An 18,849-nucleotide genomic window follows, 5' to 3' on the forward strand; every position below is an offset into this window, starting at 1 on the left:
CTGACCTTTGCAAATAGTTGAATCAGCCCACCATATTACGGTGAGGCGCGCCTGTCTCAATAGCCAAAGATGTCATTAGGCACTGTCAAAACAGATCAAAGTATAGGCGGGTGGCCGAGTCTGCCATGATGAACCGGCTCCGCTATCGTCCGGTTCGCGGTTGCTGCCATCTCCAGCGAATAGTATTCTGGCGACCGCTTTTCCCCGAGGTATACCGCAATGAGCGTCAAACCACTGGTGCCTGCCATAGAAGGCTGGCACACCATGGACACTGCACAACCGCACCTGATCGGCACCCGTTGCTGTGACTGCGGCACCTACTTTTTCCCCAAGCAGTCGAGCTTTTGTAAAAACCCCAGCTGCGAAGGCAGTGAATTCGAAGAAGTCGAATTGAGCCGGACCGGCACGGTCTGGAGCTATACCAACGCCTGCTACAAACCGCCTACGCCCTTTGTCGCGCCGGACCCGTTCGTCCCCTACGCTATTGCTGCAGTGCAGCTGGAGCATGAGCAGATGGTAGTACTGGGGCAAGTGGTTGCCGGAGTGGACTGCGCCGACCTAAAGGTAGGCATGCCCATGGAACTGGTACTGGAAACCCTGCATGAAGATGAAGAGAACACCAAAGTTACCTGGAAATGGAAGCCGAGCGCTTAGCGCCGCCTGAGGATAAAACTATGTCACAAGAAGTTGCCATATTAGGCGTCGGCATGCACCCCTGGGGTAAATGGGGTAAAAATTTCGTGGAATACGGCGTAGCCGCTGCACGCGAAGCCTTAGCCGATGCCGGGGTGCCCTGGCAGGACATCCGCTTTGTCTCCGGCGCCGCCACCATTCGCTGCGGTTATCCGGGCTATGTGGCTGGGGCCACCATGGCGCAGGCGTTGGGCTGGCAGGGTGCTGAAGTTAACACCTCGTATGCCGCCTGCGCTTCTGGCTCGCAAGCACTGGCCGCCGCCCGCGCCAAAATACTCTCGGGCGCCTGCGACGTGGCCCTGGTGGTTGGTGCGGACACTACCCCCAAAGGCTTTCTGGCACCTGCCGGCGGCTATCGGCCGGAAGACCCGGACTGGGTGCGGTTTTACCTGGGCATTACCAACCCCACCTATTTTGGCCTGTACGCGCGGCGCCGCATGGACGTCTATGGCGACACGCTGGAAGACTTTGCGGCAGTAAAAGTCAAAAACGCCGCGATTGGCAGCAAGAACCCGCGCGCACGCTACAAAAAGTGCTTTACCGCTGAAGATGTTGCCGCTTCGGCAATGGTGGCGGATCCGCTGCGCCTGATGGATATTTGCGCCACCAGCGACGGCGGTGCAGCCGTGATTATTTCCAGCCTCGAGTACGCCCGCAAAATGGGTAAGGGCGACGCGCCTCGTGTTGCCGCTATTTCTACGGTGACGCCAACCTTCGCCAGCGAAGTTGTCGAGATGCCGGATATAGCAACCGACTCTGCTGCTGCAGCCGGTGTCGATGCTGCCAGCTACCGCGCGGCCATCCCCCTGAAAGCCTATGAAGAAGCTGGCATCGGTCCCGAGGATATCAGTCTGGCCGAGGTCTATGATCTGTCAACGGCACTGGAATTAGACTGGATAGAAGATCTGCAGCTGGCGCAACGCGGTGAAGCGGCACACTTGTTGCGTCGCGGCGACACCTCCGTCGGCGGCAAGATACCGGTCAATGCCTCTGGCGGCTTAGCCTCCTTTGGCGAAGCGGTACCCGCCCAAGCGCTGTCTCAGATATGCGAATTGACCTGGCAGCTACGTGGCCAGGCCGGTGAACGTCAAGTTGAGGGTGCTCGGGTAGGTATCACTGCCAATCAGGGCCTATTCGGTCACGGTTCTTCGGTCATCATCAAAAAGTAGCGGTCCCGCGGCCGGCAAACACGGCCGGGGCCCCGCCACGACCAATAAGAAAAAGGTATAAACAGGGGTTTAAAGACATGCGTATTTTGATATTTGGCACAATACTGGCGCTACTAAGCGCCTGCGGTGACCCGCTAGTCATGCTGCCGGGCGGGACGTTGAGCGGCACCGAAATGGCCGCGCCAGAACAGTGGGCACAAGTGCCAGACACGGTACAGTTAGAGACCAACCCCGGCGACCCCTATTCGGTGAACGTTTGGGCCGCAGGTGTCGGCAGCAACCTGTATGTGGCGACCGGTGAGGAAGGTAGCAGCTGGAGTGAATATATGGATGCCGATCCCAAAGTGCGCATCCGCATGGGCGACAGTATCTATCGACTTAATGCCACTCGGGTCACTGATATTGCCGAGCTTAGCGCCGTAGGCGCTGCCTACATCACCAAGTACGATATGGACCCGGACGAAGACTGGTCAGCCACCAGCATCGTTTACCGGCTGGACCGCCGACCCTGACCTATGGACGGTAGGCGCAGACCAGCGCTCTACTCTACCCCGCGTTCTAAGGCCCGCTGATAGGCCGGGCGAGCCTGATTGCGCTCCAGATAAGCCGCCAGCGAAGGGTAAGGCTCTAACTGCCCCAGCGCCTGCGCCATGCCCACCATATAACTGATACCAAAATCTGCACCACTGAAACGATCGCCCAGAATGAATTCATTATCGCCCAGTTGCTGGCTGATATGCCCGAAATGCAGGGCAATTTCAGGGTCACCAAAGCCGTCCAGTAAGGGCTGCGGCTCACCGCTGCGCAGCGCTATCATTTTCAACATCAGTGGAGTGAACACCGAACCCTCGGCATAGTGCAGCCATTGGGTATATTCGGCCCATGCAGACAGGTCAGACCGCGGTGGCGAAAAACGGTGGTTGGTATCGTATTTCTCTAACAGATAGCTGGTAATAGCTCCGGACTCTGACAACACCAGACCGTCTTCTTCAATCACCGGCGACTTGCCCAGCGGGTGAATCAGCTTGAGCTCCGGCGGTGCTCGCATGGTTTCAGGGTTGCGCAGATATTCCTTGAGCTGGTAATCCAGCTCCAGCTCTTCCAGCAGCCAGACCGCAAAAATCGAGCGCCCAATACGCAAATGGTGAATCGTTAACATGTCCAATCTCCAGTTTAAAATCGTAGCAGCGGGCTAACCACAGCGTCCGCCAACCGCCAAGTGTCCCATGACCGCCACCAAAATAGCAGCCTTAACTACTCGTACAGGTCAGCCTCGCGGTCGTTTGCTATGCTAACTGCTTTAGTAGGCCACGGAGGCCTCGATGAATCTTATAGAGTGGTTGTCGCTGGCAACCGTTTGTCTGCTGGGCGCCATGTCTCCTGGACCCAGTCTAGCGGTGGTGCTGGCCCATACACTGCGCCAGGGGCACGGCTCAGGATATGCCGCTGCGATTAGCCACGGCGTCGGTGTAGGCCTCTATGGGTTGCTTACCGTGGCCGGACTGGCAGCACTGGTGACCAACTCACCGGTGCTATTTAGCACGCTGCAATTGGCTGGCGCTGGCTACCTTATCTTCATGGGAATCAAATCACTGCGCGCCACCAGCAGCCCGCTAGCCGCGACCGACCCTAAGCTGGAGGGCGAACGCGAAAACCCCTGGCGCGATGGCTTCCTGGTAGCCTTCCTGAACCCCAAACTAGCCGTGTTCATGTTGGCGCTATTCAGCCAGTTCCTGAGCCCCGACACTGACTGGACACAGCGGCTGATCATGGCAACAACAGTCGGCACTCTAGATGCACTGTGGTACTGCGCCGTCGTGATGTTCATATCACGACCTCCGGTACTGGCCCGACTGCGTCAGGCCAGTGGCACCATAGACCGCGTGCTGGGCGTAATACTCATCGTGCTGGCGATCACGGTTATCATCTCAGCACTGTCCGGCTGATCAGGCTGCGGTGCTACTTCTAACCGGGCCGGAGTCGCTGTAGAACTGTTGAAACCACTTGCGATACTTGGCAATGGGTCCGTCGCCATCACACAGCACGGGGTTGTCCACATAGACTTTGTTTTCCCAGATGGGAATATCCTGTTGCACCTGGAATACTACTTCATCCCTGACCCCATGGGCGTAAAGCTTGTTGACGTCTTCCTGGTCGCGGGGCAGGGAAAAGTTAAAGCGCATATGAATATTCTGATCATCAATCGGCGTTATCGTGCCCATCATCACAATATCGAACATCCGGGAAAAACGCTGATAAGTGAGGCCGGGACCGATGCTCCAGGACTCCAGTTTGGACGCGTCACTATTCGCCCCACTGCGGTCGACGTTACCGTCTTCATCAATATGATTGGTCTGGCTGTCCATCAACGTAAGGCGCTTGTGACCGTCCATAGTGACCTTACCGTCCGGCATACTGTGGGAATTATGCACGGTGACAAAATGCGCAATATCTGCCGCATTTTCGCCGGTTTCCTGGATGATGGTATTGATAGTCCAGTCGTAGGTGTCGAGCTCGGTCCAGGCCTCTGAATTCAGTTCCGCGAACTCCTCGACCTCAAAACTTGGGGCCGCATGCTGGGGGTGATACCAGGCCCAAATCATCTGGTTGCGCTCTACTACCGGATAGCTGTCGATGGCCTGCTTGCCGTCTACGCGAGCCGGCATGCGCTTGGCATAGGGAATGTTGGTGCAAAAGCCATTGCCGTCAAATTTCCAGGCATGGAAGGGGCAGCTAATGCTGTCACCCTGAACGCTGCCGCCATGACCCAGGTGTGCGCCCAGATGAGGACAGTAGGCTTTGAGTAATGCGGGAGCGCCGGACTCGGTGCGAAACAACACCAGCTCCTGGCCAAAATAATGCAATGGTTTGACGTCGCCAGCTGCCAGATTGGCCGTGTACTCGACTGCATACCAACCGAACGGGATAGGTTTGTCGTAGCGCTTGTTCATGGTGCCTCCTTCATTGATAGTCTTACCGTCAGGCTGCCCTGATCATACTTTGCTTGAGATAATCCGCCAGATGATAAAAAAGCCGCCAACAATTAGCCAGGCCCGTTAGCCGCTGACGACCTCCAATCGCTGCTGTGATTCCCACAGCGCCAACAGGCGGTGGGCGTCGTCAACGTGCATGGTTTCTACCAGCTTGCCGTTGAGCACGGCCACACCTTTGCCCTCGTCTCTTGCGGCCTGCCAGACTGAAATAATCTGCCGCGCGTGCTCTACCTGTTCCTCATCCAAACCGTAAACTTCATTGGCCGTGGCGACCTGACTCGGATGGATTAGGGTCTTACCGTCAAATCCCAACGCGTGACCCTGCACACAGTCGGCACGAAAGCCCTCCTCACTAGTGATATCCAGAAACACGGAGTCGAGGATAACAATGCCGCCCATTCGCGCCGCATTAACGCAGCGTGACAAGGCATATTGCAGGCCCAGACGATCGGGGCGCACCGGCACACGCAGCTCATTAGCCAGATCTGTGGTACCCATCAGCAACGCCTCCAGACGACCGCCGGAGCTGGCAATGGCCTCGACATTGGCAACCCCACGGGGCGTTTCGATCATGCCCCACAGCGTCACCTCTGCCGGCGCACCGCTGGACTCCAGCAGTTTGCTGCAGCGCTGCAGCTGTTCTGCCGAATCGATCTTGGGCAGGCAGATGGTCTTCACGCCGCTGGTAGCAAGTGCCTGCAAATCAGCTTCGCCCCAGGGGCTGTCGATACTGTTGGCGCGCACCACCACCTTGCGCGCTCCATAGCCACCGGCCTGCAACTGTTCCAGCACCTGCTGCCGCGCCTGTTCCTTGGCATCGGGCGACACCGCATCTTCCAGATCAAAGATCACCGCATCACAGTCCAGCTGCCGTGCCTTGTCCATGGCGCGCTGGTTGCTGGCCGGCATATACAATGCCGATCGCAGAATTTGCTGACTCATATTTACTGCCCCGCTGTTTTGGCCGTCATCTAATCATGATTACCTGGAAATTCACAGTCAGGGTGCTCCTCAGTGCCAGGGCGGATCTTATTGCTAAACGCGGCATCGACGTAAGCCGCGAATCCATCAGACTTTGGTGCAGCAATTTCGGCCGTCTCTGTGTTTGAGGATTGAAGCCTGAGCATTCAGGCTATGGGGTCAATTACTGAGGTCTCCAGCAGCTGAGTTGCCAGCACCCTCTGTTGAGTCAGAGGCATCCACCAGAAAATTGATATCGCAGCGAACGCCGCCAGGTGTCATAAGGTCAGCATTATCAAATTCCAGCCGCACCCCGAAGGTGTTACTGGCAGCATCAATCAACTTGTCCACCACCACGACACTGGTCACCCGTTTTTCACCACCTCGGATATGTGGCGTCACCTCACCCTGCGTGCCGACATTTATCAACCCATACATATCCTCGGAAAGGATCACTTCTACATTCAACGGATTCACGTCGGCAATCTTCATAATCGAGTTTTCTTCCACAGACTCCCCTGCATCCAAAAGGATCTCCACCACCACCCCATCAATCGGACTTTTAATAGTGCGCCGCGCCAATATACCCTCGGCACGCTCTTTCTCGAGCTGCGCCAGCGCCAGGTTGTCATGGGCTTCGCGCAATTCTGCCTTCCCAAGTATCAGGTCCGTATCGGCCTTGTCTTTCTCATGGAACGGGATAGCCCTCGTTTCATAAAGCGCATCAACACGATTTTTTTGCGCCTGCAGGTAAGCAACCCTGGCTATCTGTGAGTCCACACCAGAACGCATTGCCGCGCGGGCTCTGGCGATACTGACAGCAACGATTTCGACATTCGACTCAAGCCGGGCCAGAACCTGCCCTTTCTCTATAACATCCCCACGCCTGACTAAAATCTCCTCTATCACACCATCTTCCCGCGTACTAACGTCAACCACGGAGTTCGGTTCAATCAGGCAATCATAACCCGAATAATCTTCAGCACCGGCCGGCACAACCCAGAAACAGGCTATGATCAACCAGCAAGATTTTGAAAACTCCCTGTATGTACTTCCCATCATGATCTCCATCACTACTCGGCGCGCCCGCTGAATGCGAGCATGTCGCCCAGGTTATCATCGAGTTTTAGTAACTCGCGTCTTATCTTGCTGTGATGGCGTTCAGCCGCCAACTGCGCAAAACTCACTAACGGCTTACCCATCCATAGCGGCAGGGGCTTACCACGCTTTTCCCATCGGCCAAGAAGTCTCGCCAGCGTCTCGCCAAAATATTCCTTAACAAGCTCATCCTGCAGTGAAATGATCGACTGGTAGACACCGGGATCGCCCTGCCTTCCACAACGCCCAGAAAACTGCCTGTCTATGCGTCGCGCTTCATGTCTTGATGTTGCCAGCACATACAACCCTCCGGCATCGGCCACACCCGGCTCCAAACGAATATCGGTGCCACGACCTGCCATATTGGTTGCCACCGTAATTCTGCCCGGCTGTCCTGCCTGGGCAATAATCTGCGCCTCTTCTTGATCCTGCCGCGCATTCAGCACCTCATGCGGCAGACCGGCAGCCGACAATAGCCGGTCCAGATGCTCGGAATCTGCGACCGAGCGCGTACCAATAAGTATCGGGCGTTGCAGCTGATGTAAACTGCGCACTGTTTTGACAATCTCACTCCACTTGTCATCGACATTCACAAATATTTTATCCGGTATTTCCCTTCGCCGTAGCGAACGATTGGTCGGTATCGTCACCACATTAAGCCGGTACACCGACCAGAGTTCACCGGCGATTTCACGGGCTGTGCCGGTCATACCTGCGAGCCTCAAATAGCGTCGAAAGAATCTCTGGTAACTAATGCGCGCCAGCGTCTCCTGCCGGCCGCTGATGGCGCAGCCTTCCTTGGTCTCTATCATCTGGTGAAGTCCGCGCTCCCAGGCACGATCCGGCATAACACGCCCGGTATATTCATCGATGATCTGAACCTTGCCGTCTTTCAACAAATAATGAACATCGGCGTGATAGAGGTGTATCGCTGCAAGCGCCTGCTGCACCAATTCTTGCCGACGCTTTGCCCCGGTCCACACACCACTCAGGCCTCTTACCTGTTTCCAGACATTGGCCTTGCCAAAATCGGTAAGCTCAACATGCTTGTCACGCACCCTGACGGTATAATCACGCTGCTCTCTCAACATGCGCGCTATCCTGATTGCTTCCTTAAAGGTGAACTCTTCCTGTGTCGCATCGCCCTTGCTGGAAATAACCAGCGGAGTACGCGCCTCGTCAACCAGCACACTGTCTGCCTCATCGACAATTGCAAAGCAAAGACCACGCATAAGTAATCGACTGGTACGCGGGCGATCCTTGTAGAGCCCTTCAAGTTGCATATGCAGCCGGCGATTCTCCTGCCCCAACAAAAGGCTGTCCTTGAGGTAATCGAAAACCAATTGCTTGTTGGTGCAATAGGTAACGTCACAGGCATAGGCGGCACGCCGCTGCTCCAGTTCCATACCCTCCGTAATGGTACCGACGGTCAGTCCCAGCGCCTGATAAACAGGGCTCATCCACTTGGCATCGCGTGCCACCAGAAAATCATTAACCGTAACGATATGCACAGGAATACCAGCCATTGCGGCTGTACAGGCCGGCAGTGTTGCCGTCATGGTCTTGCCCTCTCCGGTTTCCATCTCTGCGATCATGCCATTCAGCATGGCGCGGCCACCGAACAGCTGTACGTCGTGATGCCGCATACCCAGGCGCCGGGAGGCAAACTCCCTGATCAGCCCGAATGACTCCGCTACCAGCTCATCCCTGAACCCTTCGCTATAGAGACGCTGCCGCAAATGGGTGACACGCGAATGCAGCGCTGCTTCATCAAGGCTGTCGATATCTTCTGAGAACCGGTTCACCTCCTGGGCAAAGGGAACATGGCGAATACTGCGCCCATGAACATGTTGGCGCAAAAATCCAGTTATTCCAGCCGCCGTCTGGTCTAGCCACCCGTCCCTGATATCTTCTCTCTGCGGATATTCACCAACAGCAATACCCGGGCGAAGCGTTGCTGTACTAGAAAACATTGCGCCCCCCCGGCCTTGGCAAAAAACCAGCAGGATTACGCTTGAACGACAACGACGAGCGGAAACGGCTAGCGCAGCTATACACTGAATTGCCTCAGGAACAATTGTCTTAGTGAGCGGTACAGCTGCAACCCGGCTGGTTTATAACCCAGGTCAAAACGTACGTACATACGCTGCCCAAGAAAAGAGTTTGTTGCCATCGGCGGCAGCCCGACATCAATTTCAAAAACCCGCTCGAGCGCAGATCGCCCGCCTGCCTCCCTGGGGTCTATAGCGATGCGCCCCCCGCCCATCGAGCCAAGAGCTGCCGTGGGAAGCTGCATAGTGCCACCGGGCACTTCGCGCAGGATCTCTGCTGCATACGACTCCGAACTCCAGTCTGCCGGCATCACATCCACGCGCCGGGTGCGGTCATGAATAAGGGCTATTTCGTCATGCTTCACGACTACACGCACTGTTCTAAGGTCCGCGGGCCCAACCACATAGGCAACCAGCTGCCCCTTGCGGGCAAAACGCCCCGGCATATCCCGCTCTTCCGGCAACACTAGCAAGCCTGATCGCTGACTGTGAATCACCAGTGCCTTGACGCGCTCGCGCGCTCGCGCAAGGTCTGCAGTGGTGGCCGCCAGTTCATCACGAACAAGTGCCGTCTGGACCCGGTCGTTTGCCTGTGCATTTATCAACTGGCTCCTGAGTCCTTTTTGATCTGCCTCAAGTACCTGCACCCGTGCTTCCAGAAAAGGATCGCGCAATTCAAGAATTGCCTGCCCGGGCTCTACCCAACTGCCGCCGGGAACTAGCAGCCGGTAAAAAAATCCATCTGCTCCTGCCCTGACATGTGATTGCTCTGACGGCCAGACAACTCCATCGGCACGGGTAAAAAATGGGGCTGGCAAGAAAAACAGCAGCGCCACCAACACCAGCAGCACCACTGCGGAACTGCCAATGCTGCGGCCACGATTGTGCTTCAGGCGCGGGCTATTAAAAAGAAACGCAATATTCTTGCTCATAGGAACAATGACCTGGGTAATAATTGCCCAACTTGCAAGCAGGACACCAACAACAAAAAACTTGCCACCAATGTACAGGATGATGACAAACATAATAAACATGCGGTAAATAAAGGCCGCAACACCATAAACGGAAAACCACACGCGTTCACCCAGCGTATCGGCAGGAGAATCTGCCTCTTTCAGACGGAACAGATAACGCTGAATCAGGTAACCAAGATACTTGTTGGAACGTGCTGCCAGGTTGGGGATCTCAATGGCGTCAGACAGCACGTAATAACCATCAAATTTCAGCAGTGGGTTACCGTTAAATAACAGCGTAGACACACCGCTGATAAGCATCAGGTTGTAGGCAATGGCGTGCACTATTCCCGACTCCACAGTCAGCCAGACAAACATTGCCAGCGAACCCAGAAACAACTCCACTGCAATGCCGGCAGCACCAATCAGCATGCGCTTGCGTTTATCCCTGACACCCCAGGCAGACGATACGTCAACATAGGGAACCGGCACCAGTACCAGCAGCATAATGCCCATCTCGTGCACTTCGCCGCCGGCAAACTTGGCGGCATAACCGTGCCCCAGCTCATGCAGCGCCTTGACGACCGGGTAGACGAACCAGAGCAGTATCAGGTTTTGCGGCGTCAGCGCACGGTCCACAATATTTTCCGTGAGGTCGCCCCAGTGCGACAGGGCCATCACGGCACCGCAGCAGACCACAACCAGCCAGAGAAGGGCACCGAACCAGCTGAACAAGAACCGCACCCCGGGATAGGTCCGTTCGAGAAACTGCTCCGGATCAAGCAACGAAAAGCGCAGCGCCAATGGAGTCCATAAGCGCTGCTTAAGCTTCATGCGCTGTTGGCGCTGAAAACGCCGGAACAATTCTTCGCTGTCCGGCTGCACGTCAGAGATCAGTGCATCGGCCGCATGCAGCTGTCCCAGCAGACGGATCACCTCATCCTGGGTAGGCGCGTCATCACCAGACTCTCTGCTGACAGCATCCCACAATTCCTGGATAGTACTTTTACCATCCATAAGTCCGATAAAGCGATAGGCGGCAGGCGTGAATCGGTGCGATTTACCACCGGCAATATCCTGCAGAACAAACCAGACCCTGCCGCGATATTCATGACGATGCAGAAGAGCATGGCTGCGTAGCCGAGGTTTTAGCTCGGCAACCCGATACCAGGAAGGACTAAAGAATGAATCTGACATGGGTCACGATACTCAAGGCCACCATGACCACAGGAACATACTCCACCAGTGAGTAATCTTGTGCGTCCAGATCCAGATCAGCTTGCGCTCACCTACAAAAATCTTGCCAACGCCCTGCATACCGGGACGCAGTGTCGGGTGAGCTTTTTCCAGCAACCTCGCTTCTACCTTGAAATAGCTGCGCCCCTCTTCGGCTGCTGATACCGGTATAATCTTTTCGACCTCGATCACCAATGGCACTCCCGGCATACCGGTCAGGGCAAGCTGTCCGGATTGCGCCACCATTAACTGGCCGATATCGCGCTCGTCCACTTTAAGAATAACGCGGTAGGAATCCAGTGGCGCGACTTCAAACAGGATGTCGCCACGTTCTACCGGGGCACCCAGCGACTGGCTAAGATCCCCAGACACCACGAAACTGTCGAACGGCGCAGTGACATTTATACGCTCAAGCTGCTCCTCCACCAGGGCAATCTGTGCTTCTGCCTGCTCGATCTGCGCACCGAGGATATTGACCTGAGCACGATCGCGTTTTGCCTGCGCCTCGCTGTACTCCCGACTGTATTGGGATTTCTGGCTGGCCCATTTCAACCGTTCAAGCCGCAGGTCACGATCATCCAGCGAGAACAGCACATCACCGGCCTTAACAACATCGCCCGCCCGCGCATTGGCCTCGGCAAGAAAACCGGCCAGCGGAACAGCGATAGCCCGCTGCACGGCACCTTCCATTGTTGCATCGGCAGTAACGCGGTATTCCCCAGTTGCAAAGGTAAAGAAAACCAGCAGAAACAACGTCGAGGCTGCCGTCAGCTTGAGCGCTGTATAACGGGGTCCAACCAATTTCCGCGCATGGGTTTTCAGGCTGTCTAATGCCTTGATCGCCAACCAGCGATCATCCTTGCGTCTGGAGTCCAGCACCGGGCCCAGCAATGAGGCCGCATGTTCACATAATTTGACCGCGCTTCGATCAAATTTTTCTCCCTCAGGACGTTCCAGTGTAATCGCGCCAAGAATCTTGCCGCCGTCAGTAAAGGGTATGCTACAAATAGCTCCCGCGCCGTGCGTCTTTAGCAGCGAGGCATGGTAGCGGGTTACCTGCAGAGGGCCATCATCAAACGGCGGAAATACGACTGTCGCTTCCTGGTCAACAGCCTCGTCCATGGCCGCGCCGATATCACGGATAATATTTGACTTCTTTCCGAACGAAGCACTGTGAGACAGTGCATGCACCCGCGAGTGTTTGCCGTGCAGAAAACCGATACTGACCCGTTCACATTGCAGGATACCCGCCAGCTCTGTCGCCACTGCTGTGGCCGCCGCCTGAAAACGGTCGTAGTGCAAACTGGTAGCCACCAGGTCCAGCACGGTGACCAGTCGATCGGCGGAGGTGTACTTGTTCCTGTGAACAAGTGTCTCAAGCCATACTGCCCCCCACTCTAGCTGCCCAAGCACATGTTGGAGCTGGGCTTCTGAGCAATGATCCACCTCTATCGCAACCGCCCCGCAAACTTTAGCGTCAACCAGCAATGGACAGGCAATGGTGTTGCGTTGCTGCTCGCCGCGCGATGAAGTTGCACCACCGTGTATAACAGCATGGCGTTTGACAATGGTGGACTCAATCGCCGCTGCCAGAGCCGGGGTCCCCAGAGACCCTACCGGCCAAACAGCTATCGGTGCAAGTTCGCCTTCACCTTCCTTGCCCAACACAACCACGCCCAGACAAACATTGGCATCAATGATTTGGCACTGAATATCCAGCCATGCTGCTGCAAAGCTTGCCGGATCGCGGACAGACTTGAGCTGCTCCCAGGATTCTGAATCCGTGAAAACAGTGCTTACTGACGGCGCATCCCCTGGGTCTGCACTGTCGGACATAGCTTCTCCCTTTTTTTATTTGATAGACCGGCTTCCAAAGCTTGGAGGAAGACAGAAAATTAAAAACCGCTTAACGGCCCGATTCATTTCGTTATGTTGCCAAGATCTAACAGCGATTTATACGGCTTATTCTCAGATAAACCAAGTAAGCCGCTCGACATACAGCAATCTTTGCTTCGTCCAAAAAAACCGACCGGAAACAACCATAGAAGCTTTCAGCAGGGCAATTAACGAATTTCGGGGAAAGCGGTGGCTATTGCGGCTACTGCTATTCACATACGTTTAGCTCGTTAAAGCGACGATAGTAAAGCTGATCCGACTGCAACGCTCTGATCATCTAGAAGGACCCGCTCAGTGCCTTTTTCTGGATCAGCAGCACGTCATCTACACCGATCTTGCTATCTGTCGGCGCGGGGACACCACCGACCAGTGGCGCCACGTTACCATGTGCCAACTGCCCCGCATCAGGTGTATCCATTACCAGCGCAAAGCGTGTGGCTAAAAGCACGTCAATAACGTCGACCTTCCCATCGACATTGATATCGCCATCGGCAACCACCAACCCTACCTCAATGCTGCCGCCAGCAGCATTGGGTGCCCCACCAATGGAGGTAAATTCCAGCTCCTCGTTGATCAGCACCTCAACCACCTCCTGTACCGTGGTGCCAGTGGCTGCGTCATCGCGAATGAGAAAATCCAGTTCTAAAAGCACTGCCCCCTCCGTCGGGGTCACGCCGACGATCAGGCTGATGTTACTGATAATCACCAGTCCGCCTGTGTCATTGATCACCGGACTCGTGGGTGAGTAGGGCCCTCCCTGCAGACCCGCTCCATTGCGCGCGGCTATGAAATCCACCGCTGACGGGTCATAACTCACACGTATGTCCATTGACTCGATAATCAGACCATTGACATCCGTGATCGTAAGACTGGAGGTCACCGCGCCACCCGGCGCGCCCGTCAAGTTGCTCGACAGAGCCAGGGACTCGGCCCAGACCAGCGGCGGGCACAGCAACATCAGGATGCCGCAAAGCATTCCTGGCAGTGCCCCATGTCGCAAGGAAAACAAGACTAGCAGCCCATCAGGTAACGCTGACAGATGGCATCTTGCACGGATCCGTCATGGCGCAGCAGCAGCGCACCCGCTGCCTTTGGAGCTGTCAGCACAGTGATGTTAGCTGCGATCATTGCTGTTGTTATCATCTGTTAACTCCACATAATTGTTCTAATGTCGACGCTGCATCACAGTAGTATCAGAACGACATAAAACGGCGAAATATCCGAACCCGCAAAGGTATCACGGGCGCTCAAGACAAACCATCCGTGGCTAGCGGCAGATAAGCAGACGATCTTATAGATGCTGAGTTGGTCACACTTTCAGGGCGAAAAACGGCCTGTGAGGACGGCGAGTACCAGTCTACGCTGCGCTCATTGCCGGGCAAACTGCTGTCGCGGCTTACCGCGATCGACCAGCTACCGAGCGTGCGGGTATGACGCATCTTGTTCTCATATATCTCAAGCGCCAAGATACCCTGCACCCGCGTTTTCTCCAGTGAAACTCGATCGCCCTCAGGGGGTAGCAAACCCGTGGATGACGCCGCACCTTTATCGGTACTGGATATACCTGCCTCGACCAACTGTGTCGCGGTGAAGTTATCACCGCGCCCATCGACCGTGTTAGACAGTTCGGTCGATTTACCGGTCGGGCTAACAGGTAAAACCTGCGCGCTGGAGACGCCAATTAGGCTGGTGCTCAACTCGACACTGGCATCCCGGATAGGCAAGTCATCCGAAACGTTGATGCTAGCAGCCGTGAAACCGGCATCTGGCATCACCAGCGGCTGGGCGATGCTGTAAGTAGTGGTAGCGACGGTCAGCGGTGCCTCGATAGCGCTATCACTGTCAGTGTCCAGCGGCTGCGCCAATACCGTGACCTCGCCGTCCGTCCCGTCAGGACCCACAACAGGCTCGGGGATAAGTGTGTAATGACTGTCATTCAGCCGGGCACCCTGAATATCGATCACGGTTGAACCACTTACTGCATCGGCAATGATGCGGAAATCGATCTCTACCAGAATACCGCCATCTTCCAGCGGCACCGCCAAGTGACCAGAGGCGGTGTCGACAGTGATCAGACCCTCGGTCGAACTGTTGGCGAGGAATATCTCAAAGGTCTCGGTCACTTCGCCCGGACGTATCGCTTCCACGACCAGCACCTCGGCGTCGAAACCTATCTCTATCTGCAGGGCATCAAGCCCAACGGGCAGCGTATCGACCCACACCGGTACTGTAATCAGGTCACCGGAATACCCTGCAAGATCCAGCGGTATGCTGAGCGTCGGGTCCAGTCCGCCAAAGACAATCGCTTGCGACAGACTCGGCAGCGGCGGAATCTCCAGGCGATCAAAGCCTTCGATCTCCTGCAGGATACGCGTCCCGTCCAGGGAGCTCAGGCTACCGTTGCCCGTGATATCGCCAAGGATGAGGGGATCCAACAGCGGGTAATACTGGAAGCCGGTGTCCAGCTCGGCCACCACCTGGGATATATTGATCGCATCTTCCGATGTGTAACTGGCATTGCCGGTGGTATCACCGAGGTAGGCCACCACATGCACAGCGTCGTCCGCCTGCACGCTAATGGCACCGTTGTTGATAGACACCGCCGACAGATCCAGCAGCTGCTTCGCACCGTACGGGGCATCCTCGGGCACAGTCGCCGTCAAGGTCAGTAGCTGCAATGCCCCGCTGCCAAACCCGGTCCCACTACTGATGGTTACCGTGACCACTCCGGCTACCGACAAATCTGCAGCCAGGATCGCGTCCCCGGGTAAGGCCGCGCCCAGGGTAACACCGGTCACGTTGAGCAGTGACGGATCATAAGTCAAAGTCAGGCCGACCGAGGTCACGCCGGTGCCGTCGCTCAGCATGACCGGCAGGCCCACGCCCGTGGCCGGAACATCAACGGCCTGGCCCGGACCGCGGGCAACGTCGGAAATACTCACGGTGACCGCAGCTGACGGTGACACGGTGAAGGTCATCACATAATCATCGCCGGCTATGCCATCACCGTTGCCATCGAGCAGCCCGCCGCCGGTATTTATAAATCCGTCATTGGCACTGCGCAGCGTCAGGGTGTAGTTGTCCGCTGCCAGCACACCGCCGGTCCTCACGAAGGTTACGGTCTGCAAGCCTGCATCTAAAATCAGCGAACCGTTGACCGCACCCACCGTATCACCCACCAGCGTGATATCCGCTGCCCCAAGTCCACCCGTCTGGGTGTCATACAGGTTCAGCACTGAGGGATCCAATGGCTGACTGAACGTAATCGTCACGCCCGAAGGGCCTGGCGTCACCGAAGTCGCTCGCAATGCGGCAGTGTCAACGATAACGGTATCCGTAGAAAGACCGGCGTCATCGTCCGTTACGGCGAGGCCGATGGTGTAGCTGTCACCCGGATTGTTGCTTAGGTACTGGTGCGTCAAGGTGAAGGGCTGCACACCCGCGACACTTGGACCGAAGCTGAACTGTTCGACATTGTTCGGCGACAGTGGATCTCCCCAGTTAATATCCAGCGTGAAGCTGTCCAGCTTACCGGGGTCGATGATCGTCCCGCTGAGCGTCGTATTGCCGTTCTCGTCAATCGCGGTCGCCAGTAGACCGCCCAGCAGCGGCGCTATATTGTCGACATTAACCGTCGTTGTACCGACTCCGATCGCGCCGTCATCGTCCGTAACCACAACTGTCACTGTGTAGGTTCCGGTCGCTTCATCTGCATAGTTGTGATTCAGGGCGAAGCTATTGTTCGAACTCAGGGCCAGCACCTGCACACCACTTCCGTCGCCGTAGTCGACCGTCGCTGTCCAGCTGTCTGCACCGCGATCAATGAAGGTGCCAAAGCTGGTAAATGTGCGACCTTCATCAATCGTCGCAGCAGCGCCCGCATTAACCTCTGGCACCATGTTGTTTACGGTAACGACCGCCGTATCTGTCGCTGCACCGCCGTCGCCGTCGAGCGCTGTGACGGTTACGGTGTAGATACCGTCTTCTGCATACTTGTGAGCCAGGGCAAAAGTCTTGTTCTGTGTAAGGATCAACTGCTGCGAAGCGCTGCCGTCGCCATAATCGACCGTGGCAGTCCAGTTGTCGGCGCCCGGGTCGGTGAACGAGCCGAAGCCAATAAACGTCCGCCCCTCGCCGACTGATCCAGCCAGGCCAGCGTCAACTGCTGGCGCAACATTACTCACGGACACTGTTGCCGTGTCGCCGCCGACAGCCTCGTCATCGGATACCGATACGGTGATCACGTAGCTGCCGTTATCGGCATAGATGTGATTCAGGGCAAAGGTCTTGTCCGGATTTAGCGTCAAGGCCTGGACACCGGTGCCATCACCGTAGTTAACCGTCGCCGTCCAGGCGTCGGCGCCCGGATCCGTGAACGACCCTGCGCCGATGAATACACCGCCCTCATCGATCGCGCCACCCGCGCCAGCATCGACCGTCGGTGCAACGTTGTTCACCGTCACCGCAGTAATCGCATCGCCGACACCGCTATCGTCGTCAGACACGCTCACGGTAACGCTGTAGATGCCGTTATCGCTATAGCTATGATTCAGGGCAAAAGTCTTGTCCGGGTTCAGGGTCAGTACCTGCTCACCGCTGCCGTCGCCGTAGTCGACCGTCGCCGTCCAGGTATCAGTCCCTGGGTCGGTAAACGACCCGGTGCTACTGAAGGTGCCGCCCTCGTCTACCAGCCCGCCTGATCCCGCATCGACAACCGGCGCAATGTTGTTCACGGTCACACTGGTACTGGCGATCGCCAAGTCACCGTCATCGTCAGTCAACGTCAATCCGATAACATAGACATCGCTCGACGTGTCAGACGGTCTGTCGTCGCTGTAGCGATGCGAAGCAGAGAATGTTCCTGCAGCCAGAGCTGCCTGATTAAGCGTCGTGGTGGTGCCGTCGCCCCAAGTTATCAGCAGGGTATGGGTATCGATAAGCCCTGCGTCTTCGAACGAGCCGGTCAGATTAATCGATTCATCTTCGTTGATCACCGACGCACTCAGCACGAGCCCGGTAACCGCGGGTCCGGCATTGGTGACGACCGCAGTCTGAACGGCATTGCCTGCACCGCCGTCGTCGTCGGTCACGGTCAGGCTGATGCTGTAGCTATCGCTGGCATTGTCGTCTGAGTAGCGATGCGATAGCGAGAACGGCTGACTGCCTGTCGCATTGGAACCGTAAGTAAACGTATCAGAGCTGTTGTCGCCCCAGTCGATGACGAGCGTGAAGGTATCCAATGTGCCCGGGTCGTTAATCGTTCCGCTGAGTATCGTTGTTCCGTTCTCGGCAACAGCCGTAACTGCTAGATCAGCCAGCGTCGGAGCAACGTTGGTAATAACTACCGAGGTATCAGCGACTCCGGTGCCGCCGTTATCGTCGGTTACCGTCAGGGCGATCGAGTAAGAATCGGTCGCGTTGTCGTCCCCATAGCGGTGGGTCAGCTCGAAGGTCTGCGAGCCGGTGGCGCTTGCACCGATGGAAACCTGCTCGATGCCCGGTGCCAGCGGGTCGCCCCAGTCAATGTCGATAGTGAAGGTATCCAGCGCCCCGGGGTCGGTGATCGTCCCGGTAACTGTGATCGTGCCGTTCTCGACGCCGGGGGTGACCACCAGGTCGCTGAGTATCGGGTCAGCGTTGACAAAGACCACCGATTCACTGGCGCTGGTCGATCCGCCGTCTTCATCGCTCACCGTCACCGTGACCGTATAGACGCCGCTGACAGCGTAGCTGTGATTCAGGGCAAAGCTCTTGTCCGGATTCAGGGCCAAGGCCTGCACACCGCTGCCGTCACCGTAGT

14 protein-coding genes and 1 pseudogene are annotated in these 18,849 nt (G+C 56.4%); 5 read left to right on the forward strand and 10 right to left on the reverse strand.

The window, feature by feature from the left end:
• The first annotated feature begins 219 nt into the window (after positions 1 to 219).
• From EYC98_RS17170 to EYC98_RS17180, 3 genes are all read left to right on the forward strand, one after another.
• Positions 220 to 654, forward strand: a complete 435-nt coding sequence (locus tag EYC98_RS17170) for a Zn-ribbon domain-containing OB-fold protein (RefSeq protein WP_279246600.1) — start codon at positions 220 to 222, stop codon at positions 652 to 654.
• Between the two features lie 20 nt (positions 655 to 674).
• Positions 675 to 1,862: a lipid-transfer protein gene (locus tag EYC98_RS17175; RefSeq protein WP_279246601.1), complete on the forward strand. Its 1,188-nt coding sequence runs from the start codon at positions 675 to 677 to the stop codon at positions 1,860 to 1,862.
• Positions 1,863 to 1,939: 77 nt separating this feature from the next.
• Positions 1,940 to 2,374 (forward strand): hypothetical protein, encoded by a 435-nt coding sequence (locus EYC98_RS17180; RefSeq protein WP_279246602.1) that lies wholly within the window; start codon positions 1,940 to 1,942, stop codon positions 2,372 to 2,374.
• Positions 2,375 to 2,403: 29 nt separating this feature from the next.
• On the opposite strand, the gene EYC98_RS17185 is transcribed toward EYC98_RS17180, so the two are convergent.
• Positions 2,404 to 3,021 carry a glutathione S-transferase family protein gene (locus EYC98_RS17185; protein ID WP_279246603.1) on the reverse strand — a complete coding sequence of 206 codons (618 nt, stop codon included), beginning with the start codon at positions 3,019 to 3,021 and terminating at the stop codon, positions 2,404 to 2,406.
• 163 nt (positions 3,022 to 3,184) lie between these two features.
• Here EYC98_RS17185 and EYC98_RS17190 point away from each other — a divergent pair, with 163 nt between their 5' ends.
• Positions 3,185 to 3,808: a LysE family translocator gene (locus EYC98_RS17190; RefSeq protein ID WP_279246604.1), complete on the forward strand. Its 624-nt coding sequence runs from the start codon at positions 3,185 to 3,187 to the stop codon at positions 3,806 to 3,808.
• Here EYC98_RS17190 and EYC98_RS17195 read toward each other — a convergent pair whose 3' ends face one another.
• Both EYC98_RS17195 and EYC98_RS17200 read right to left on the reverse strand, forming a co-directional pair.
• Entirely contained in the window at positions 3,809 to 4,813 is a 1,005-nt protein-coding gene (locus tag EYC98_RS17195; RefSeq protein WP_279246605.1) for a Rieske 2Fe-2S domain-containing protein, read from the reverse strand.
• Between the two features lie 105 nt (positions 4,814 to 4,918).
• On the reverse strand, positions 4,919 to 5,797 hold the full coding sequence (locus EYC98_RS17200; protein WP_279246606.1) for an HpcH/HpaI aldolase/citrate lyase family protein: 879 nt from the start codon (positions 5,795 to 5,797) through the stop codon (positions 4,919 to 4,921).
• A gap of 83 nt (positions 5,798 to 5,880) precedes the next feature.
• On the opposite strand from EYC98_RS17200, the pseudogene EYC98_RS21810 reads away from it, so the two are divergent.
• Positions 5,881 to 5,961: pseudogene (locus tag EYC98_RS21810) on the forward strand (IS6 family transposase); the annotation flags it as partial.
• A gap of 34 nt (positions 5,962 to 5,995) precedes the next feature.
• Here the strand turns inward: EYC98_RS21810 and EYC98_RS17205 are convergent.
• The 7 genes from EYC98_RS17205 to EYC98_RS17235 form a co-directional block, all read right to left on the reverse strand.
• On the reverse strand, positions 5,996 to 6,877 hold the full coding sequence (locus tag EYC98_RS17205) for an efflux RND transporter periplasmic adaptor subunit (RefSeq protein ID WP_279246607.1): 882 nt from the start codon (positions 6,875 to 6,877) through the stop codon (positions 5,996 to 5,998).
• Between the two features lie 11 nt (positions 6,878 to 6,888).
• Complete coding sequence (locus EYC98_RS17210) at positions 6,889 to 8,886, reverse strand: preprotein translocase subunit SecA (RefSeq protein WP_279246608.1); 1,998 nt, start codon at positions 8,884 to 8,886, stop codon at positions 6,889 to 6,891.
• Between the two features lie 77 nt (positions 8,887 to 8,963).
• Positions 8,964 to 11,114 (reverse strand): PqqD family peptide modification chaperone, encoded by a 2,151-nt coding sequence (locus EYC98_RS17215; protein WP_279246609.1) that lies wholly within the window; start codon positions 11,112 to 11,114, stop codon positions 8,964 to 8,966.
• 12 nt (positions 11,115 to 11,126) lie between these two features.
• Positions 11,127 to 12,989 carry a GAF domain-containing protein gene (locus EYC98_RS17220; RefSeq protein ID WP_279246610.1) on the reverse strand — a complete coding sequence of 621 codons (1,863 nt, stop codon included), beginning with the start codon at positions 12,987 to 12,989 and terminating at the stop codon, positions 11,127 to 11,129.
• A 337-nt stretch (positions 12,990 to 13,326) separates the two neighbouring features.
• Positions 13,327 to 14,025 carry a cohesin domain-containing protein gene (locus EYC98_RS17225; protein ID WP_279246611.1) on the reverse strand — a complete coding sequence of 233 codons (699 nt, stop codon included), beginning with the start codon at positions 14,023 to 14,025 and terminating at the stop codon, positions 13,327 to 13,329.
• Between the two features lie 35 nt (positions 14,026 to 14,060).
• A complete protein-coding gene (locus EYC98_RS17230; protein ID WP_279246612.1) occupies positions 14,061 to 14,192 on the reverse strand; it encodes a hypothetical protein in 132 nt (43 codons plus the stop codon).
• Positions 14,193 to 14,296: 104 nt separating this feature from the next.
• Positions 14,297 to 18,849: PKD domain-containing protein (locus EYC98_RS17235; protein WP_279246613.1), on the reverse strand; the 4,553-nt coding region annotated here is incomplete at its 5' end.

Origin of the sequence: Candidatus Litorirhabdus singularis (assembly GCF_026262625.1) — a bacterium.
GTDB lineage: Bacteria > Pseudomonadota > Gammaproteobacteria > Pseudomonadales > Halieaceae > Litorirhabdus > Litorirhabdus singularis.